5 protein-coding genes and 1 pseudogene are annotated in these 5,913 nt (G+C 46.1%); 4 read left to right on the top strand and 2 right to left on the bottom strand.

The window, feature by feature from the left end:
- A pseudogene (locus tag ACTIE0_RS22160) lies at positions 1-426 on the top strand (Uma2 family endonuclease); the annotation flags it as partial.
- Between the two features lie 32 nt (positions 427-458).
- Here the strand turns inward: ACTIE0_RS22160 and fumC are convergent.
- Positions 459-1,865 carry a class II fumarate hydratase gene (gene fumC, locus ACTIE0_RS22155; protein ID WP_008050938.1) on the bottom strand — a complete coding sequence of 469 codons (1,407 nt, stop codon included), beginning with the start codon at positions 1,863-1,865 and terminating at the stop codon, positions 459-461.
- Positions 1,866-1,890: 25 nt separating this feature from the next.
- Positions 1,891-2,358, bottom strand: coding sequence for an SsrA-binding protein SmpB (smpB, locus tag ACTIE0_RS22150; RefSeq protein ID WP_439516993.1), 468 nt, complete (start codon positions 2,356-2,358; stop codon positions 1,891-1,893).
- 113 nt (positions 2,359-2,471) lie between these two features.
- Between smpB and ACTIE0_RS22145 the strand changes: the two genes are divergently transcribed.
- The 3 genes from ACTIE0_RS22145 (at position 2,472) to ACTIE0_RS22135 (ending at position 5,684) form a co-directional block, all read left to right on the top strand.
- Positions 2,472-3,335, top strand: a complete 864-nt coding sequence (locus ACTIE0_RS22145; protein ID WP_006625522.1) for a Tab2/Atab2 family RNA-binding protein — start codon at positions 2,472-2,474, stop codon at positions 3,333-3,335.
- Between the two features lie 102 nt (positions 3,336-3,437).
- A complete protein-coding gene (locus ACTIE0_RS22140) occupies positions 3,438-3,611 on the top strand; it encodes a hypothetical protein (protein ID WP_006625523.1) in 174 nt (57 codons plus the stop codon).
- Between the two features lie 282 nt (positions 3,612-3,893).
- Positions 3,894-5,684, top strand: a complete 1,791-nt coding sequence (locus ACTIE0_RS22135) for an iron uptake porin (protein WP_035759568.1) — start codon at positions 3,894-3,896, stop codon at positions 5,682-5,684.
- Positions 5,685-5,913: the final 229 nt, after the last annotated feature.

The raw sequence follows: 5,913 nt of genomic DNA, 5'->3' as shown, positions 1-5,913 counted from the left end.
GAGTATGAGTCCAAAATGGCGATTTATGAAAAGTTGGGGGTACTATACTACGTTATTTATAACCCAGAATATTACCAACGCGATCGCCATCAACCCTTCGAGATTTATCGACAAATTGATGGTAAATACCAGTTACAAACGGGAGAACCCTACTGGCTACCAGAAATCGGTTTAGGAATTGGGAGAAGTCAAGCTACATTAGGTGGTATTGACCGAGAAATCCTGTCTTGGTTTGACCAAGAGGGGAGACGTTATTTGAGTGCGGAAGAGTTAGCACAGCAGGCTCAATTGGAAGCACAAAAAGAACGTCAGGCTCGTTTAGCGGCTATTGCTCAATTAGACAATATGGGATTAACAGTACAGCAAATTTCTGTAGCATTGGGGTTATCTGTAGAGGTGGTACGTCAGCGGCTAGAGGAATCATAGATTTGAGAAAGTTAGTTGATGTTAACTATCAATTAATGAGGGTGTGCCATTTTGCTCGGAACCACAATTTGGTCAAATTCTTCAGCCGAAATATAGCCTAATTCGACACAAATCTGCTTTAAGGTGGAATCCTTCTCCAAAGCCAAATGAGCGACTTCTGCGGCTCGGTCATAGCCGATTTTAGGACTTAAAGCAGTTACCAACATTAAAGATTGTTCTAAATAACTGTTAATTTTACTGCGATTTACCTGTAAACCAACCAATAGAAAATCAGTGAAGTTATGACAACTATCTGCCAAGATATTAACCGATTGTAGCAGGTTAAAAATCATCATTGGCTTAAACACATTTAACTCGAAATGACCCTGGGAACCCGCTATACTAATAGCAGTATCATACCCCATTACCTGAGCCGCCACCATAGTCATAGCCTCGCATTGGGTGGGGTTGACTTTTCCTGGCATAATTGAAGAACCCGGTTCATTTTCGGGTAAAATTAATTCGCCCAAACCACAGCGCGGACCACTCCCTAAAAATCTAATATCATTAGCAATTTTCATCAAAGAACAGGCTAAGGTTTTTAAGGCACCACTTGCCATAACTATGGCATCATGAGCCGCCATAGCGGCAAATTTATTGGGTGCTGAAACAAAGGGTAAATCTGTCATTTCGGCAATGTGTTCCGCCACCCTTTCCGCAAACCCAGGCGGCGCATTTAGGCCGGTTCCTACAGCGGTTCCACCAATAGCTAATTCATACAAATCAGGTAAAACCATCTCAATGCGTTTTAGGTCGGCATCTAGTTGCGCCACATAGCCGGAAAACTCCTGTCCTAAAGTCAGGGGAACAGCATCTTGTAAATGGGTGCGACCAATTTTGACAATATGGTTAAATTCTGCCGATTTCTGAGCCAGAGCATCTCGCATTTTTCGGACTTTAGGAATTAGGCGCTGATGAAACGCCAAAGCTGCTGCGATGTGCATAGCCGTCGGAAATGTATCGTTAGACGACTGAGACATATTCACATGGTCATTGGGATGAATAGGGTTTTTACTGCCCATTTTTCCGCCCACAGAAGCGATCGCCCAATTAGCAATCACCTCATTTACATTCATATTACATTGGGTACCGCTTCCAGTCATCCACACTCGCAGGGGGAAATGTTCCGATAACTTACCCTCAATTACCTGTTGCGCGGCCTGTCTAATCAATTCTGCCAGCTCTGGGGGCAGTTTTCCCAAGTCTTGATTAGTCAACGCCGCCGCCTTTTTGAGAATACCAAAAGCGGCGATCACCTCTGGGGGGATTAAATCAGTACCAATAGAAAAATAATGAAGCGATCGCTGAGTTTGCGCTCCCCAATAGCGATCGTCGGGGACCTGAATTTCCCCCATGCTATCGCGTTCAACTCGCATATTGGCATCCATGTCCTGATTCATCCCTAAGTTCCCCGTCCATTATCTATTAAAACTGCTTGAGTGCGCGTTGCATAGACCGCGCGTCATCCCGGCGCCGGATCGTCTCTCGCTTGTCGTGCAACTTCTTACCTCGCGCCAGTCCAATCATCACCTTAACCCGTCCCCGTTTCAGATACATTTTCAGAGGAACCAGAGTCAAGCCCTTTTGTTCTACCTGTCCAATCAGCTTATTAATTTCCTTGCGATGTAGCAACAACTTCCGGGTACGGCGCGGATCATGATTAAAGAAATTACCCGTATTCTCATAGGGGGAGATATGAACATTAATCAGCCACACCTCTCCATCCCGCAGCAAGGCATAACCATCCTGCAAATTAGAGCGACCCGCCCGGATCGACTTAACCTCCGTGCCTTTCAGTTCAATTCCGGCTTCGTAGGTATCTAGGATATCGTACAGATAGCGAGCTTTACGGTTATCGGTGAGGATTTTGTATCCGTTAGTGTCTTTACTCATGACTTATCATTGTACCATGAACCAGGGTTAATTCAACAACCTTGTTGTTACCATCATTTTAATGGGACAATAAAAAATTGAGTTTAGTATACATAGCGAGTTTTTAGCATCCAATGAAGGGAACGATTTGGGAACTGGATTTTTATAGTCGTCCGCTGCGGGACGAAGACGGGAAAAAAGTGTGGGAGGTGATTATCTGTGAAACCCCCCTAGATGTGCGATCGCGCCCCGAGTCTCTATTCCGCTATACACAATTTTGTCCCAGTACCCAGGTTAACTCTATCTGGTTGCAGGGAGCTATTCAAGAGGCGATCGCCCAAGCACCATTACCACCATCAAAAATTCGTTTTTTCCGCCGTCCCATGGCGAATATGATCTCTAAAGCTGCTGAAGGATTAGATATCCCCGCATCAGCTAGTCGTCGCACCTATACCCTGTTTCAGTGGCTACAAGAACGCATCGACAAAGTTTATCCCACTTATCCTAATTATCAGGAAGGAACTAACCCATCAGTCCAGTTTGTCTCCGGCGAACCTCAACCGCTACCAGATGCACTTCAGGGGGAACAGTGGGCGATCGTTTCCTTAGAAGCCGCCGCCTTTGAAGATATGCCAGAATGGGATATCGGCTTTGGCGAAGCCTTCAGTTTACCCATGATGGGCTTATCCCCAGAAACACCAGTTCCGGGTCTGATTATTTTCACGACACGCGCCATACCCCTAGCCGCTTGGATGTCCGGGTTGGAGTTAGCCTTTCTGCGACTCGTGGAAACTCCCCGCCCTAACCTGATTTTGGAAACAGGGGAAAATGAGAGTTGGATTTTGGCTAACCTCACCGACCCCAAAACCCAGACCGAAGCCAAGAATTTTGAACAAGCCAAACTCTCGGCTAAGAATGTGCATTTTTTGGCTATTCAGTCTGACCCTAATTCCGAGTCCTTTGCTGGCTTCTGGATGCTTCAGCAGTTAGACTTCTAATCCCATTACACCGGAGGGGGGTCATACGATTATTGATTATCCCCTCTCCCACTCACCCGGAAAACATCCCACCTCTATACATACAATCTTATTTTTGTCAATATGCCCATTTTAGGCGATCGCATTTTCTCCGGGGGTCGGTGCGGCAGTCCTCTCGTTTTTCCCGTGGCTGACCTAGCACCCGACCCTACAGTTAGCCATAAAACCTTATTAATTCTTAACAATCTTTGGAAAATCAAAACTATTGGCAGCCATACATTAGCTACACTTAACTAATTTGCCGGGGCCAGACCTAGGTTGCTAACTAATTGAGAATCATTAGCGTGAAAAATCAACTTTCATGATATAAACATTTTAAAGAGAGTTATTTGCAATTGGTGTCCAGAGCCATACCCAGAGCCCTATCCTGGATTTAAAGGGTTCAAATGTTTACTGGAAAAGGTTTCTAAGTAATTAGACAACCCAAATCATGAGAAAAAACTCTCAATTAATGGTGGTTCCAGGAACTAGAGCCATTAACCGATTTTCAGATGTTTTAGCGTTGGTGTGAGATTAGAAATGACAAACAAAATTCTTTGGAAGACCCTCCACAGTCCCAGCTTGGTGGGTGCAGCCCTGCTGCTAAGTGCAGGTTCCGCCTTAGCCACAGAAAAAATAGCCACTAAATTTGACATGACATCTCAAGTAGACCCGGTAACTACTGAAGAGATAGAAGAGTCTATCAGCCCAGAGTCTAATGTGGCGATCGCCCTCATGTCCGAACCCCCAAGCCAACCTTTAGAATTAGCTCAAATACAGCCCGAAACCGAGCCAGAAATCAGCATCTTAGGTATCGAGCAAATCAACCAATACAGTGGCTTAGAAGACTCCATGGAACAGGTAACTTCTGTTTCCCAGTTGTCAGACGTGCAACCCACAGACTGGGCATTCCAAGCCCTACAGTCCCTAGTTGAGCGCTATGGCTGTATCGCAGGTTATCCCGACGGAACCTTTAGGGGAAACCGAGCCATGACTCGTTTTGAGTTTGCGGCTGGTTTAAATGCCTGTTTAGAGCGAGTTAACGAACTAATTGCCGCTTCTGTAGCTAATCTGGTCACTCGTGATGACCTAGCAGTTATCCAACGGCTTCAGGAAGAATTTGCAGCAGAACTAGCCACTTTAAGAGGTCGCGTATATGCCCTAGAAGCCAGAACCGCCGAATTAGAAGCTAACCAATTCTCCACTACTACCAAACTTAGTGGGGAAGTAGTATTTTGGGCAGGAGATAGCTTTGGCGATCGCTCTCGTCATAATGTAGCAGGGGGACCCTTTGGCCGAGCCAGTGATGACCCCACCGAAACCTATCTCGGCTACCGGGCCCGTCTCAACTTTGATAGCAGCTTTAGCGGTCGAGACAGGCTGAGAATTCGTTTAGAAGCCGTAGACATTCCCAACCTGAGAGCTTTTGGTCTCAATAATACATTAATGGCTCGCACTTCCATTGATGGCAGGAGTAATGGTTTCCGACTAGATGATCTAAACTACCGTTTCCCGGCTTTTGATGGTAAAGCTCGCTTCTGGGTAGGCGCTAATGCTCTGGGAATAGACAATATTCTTGATGTCCTTTCACCCCTTGAAAGTGCCTCCACCGGATCAATTTCTCGGTTTGGACGACGGAACCCCGCCGTATTTCGAGGACCCGGTGGTGCAGGTGCTGGCGCTAACTTTACCTTTGGTAGTCGATCTCCCTTGAAACTTAATCTAGCTTATTTAGCCGGTAATGCTTCTGATGCTACCGAAGGCAATGGCCTATTCAATGGCAGTAATAGCGCTGGCGCTCAATTAGTTTATCAACCCAATCGAAACCTCGCTTTTGCCGTCGAGTACGCCCGCAAGTATTTTAGCACTGAAGACGTGAATATTGCTGGCGGCACCGGAAGCTGGATTTCTGAGCGTCCCTTTGGAAACAATGCCACCACCAGCGATAACTTAGGTTTACAATTTAACTGGCGCGTCCTTGACAAATTCCAGTTAGGCGGTTGGTTTGGTGCTACCTGGGCTCATCAACAAAGAAATGGCAGTGATAGTGCTACAATTCTTAACTGGGCTGTCACTATGGGCTTCCCCGATGCCTTTAGCGAAGGGGATTTGGGTGGTATTATTATCGGAATGCCTCCGAAAGTTACCTCCCACGACCGGGGAGCTTTGGAAGATCGCGATACTTCCTTCCATATTGAAGCCTTCTATCGCTATGCCTTCAATGACTACATTTCCATCACTCCCGGCTTCTTTGTCGTCACTAACCCTGATCACAATAGCCGCAATGCTAATATTTTCGTAGGAACTCTGCGAACGACTTTCCGTTTCTAATAACAGTTTCCCGCTCATTTTCTCAGCCTGGGGGGACGGACTATTCTATTAATTCATTGCGCCGCCCCCCATCTCTTCTTGATTAATTTAGGGCGTTGACAAATCTACCCGATCGCCTATTATGGTTTTATCGGTTTACTGCGCCTATGAACTGGTAGGGGTCGAAAGGAAAGTCACCTTTCCCAACTCCCATTCAAAACCGTGCTTGATACTTTCACATCACACGGCT

The organism is Limnospira sp. (genome assembly GCF_051859755.1).
Taxonomy (GTDB): domain Bacteria; phylum Cyanobacteriota; class Cyanobacteriia; order Cyanobacteriales; family Microcoleaceae; genus Limnospira; species Limnospira fusiformis.
This window is presented reverse-complemented; position numbering and strand designations above follow the sequence as displayed.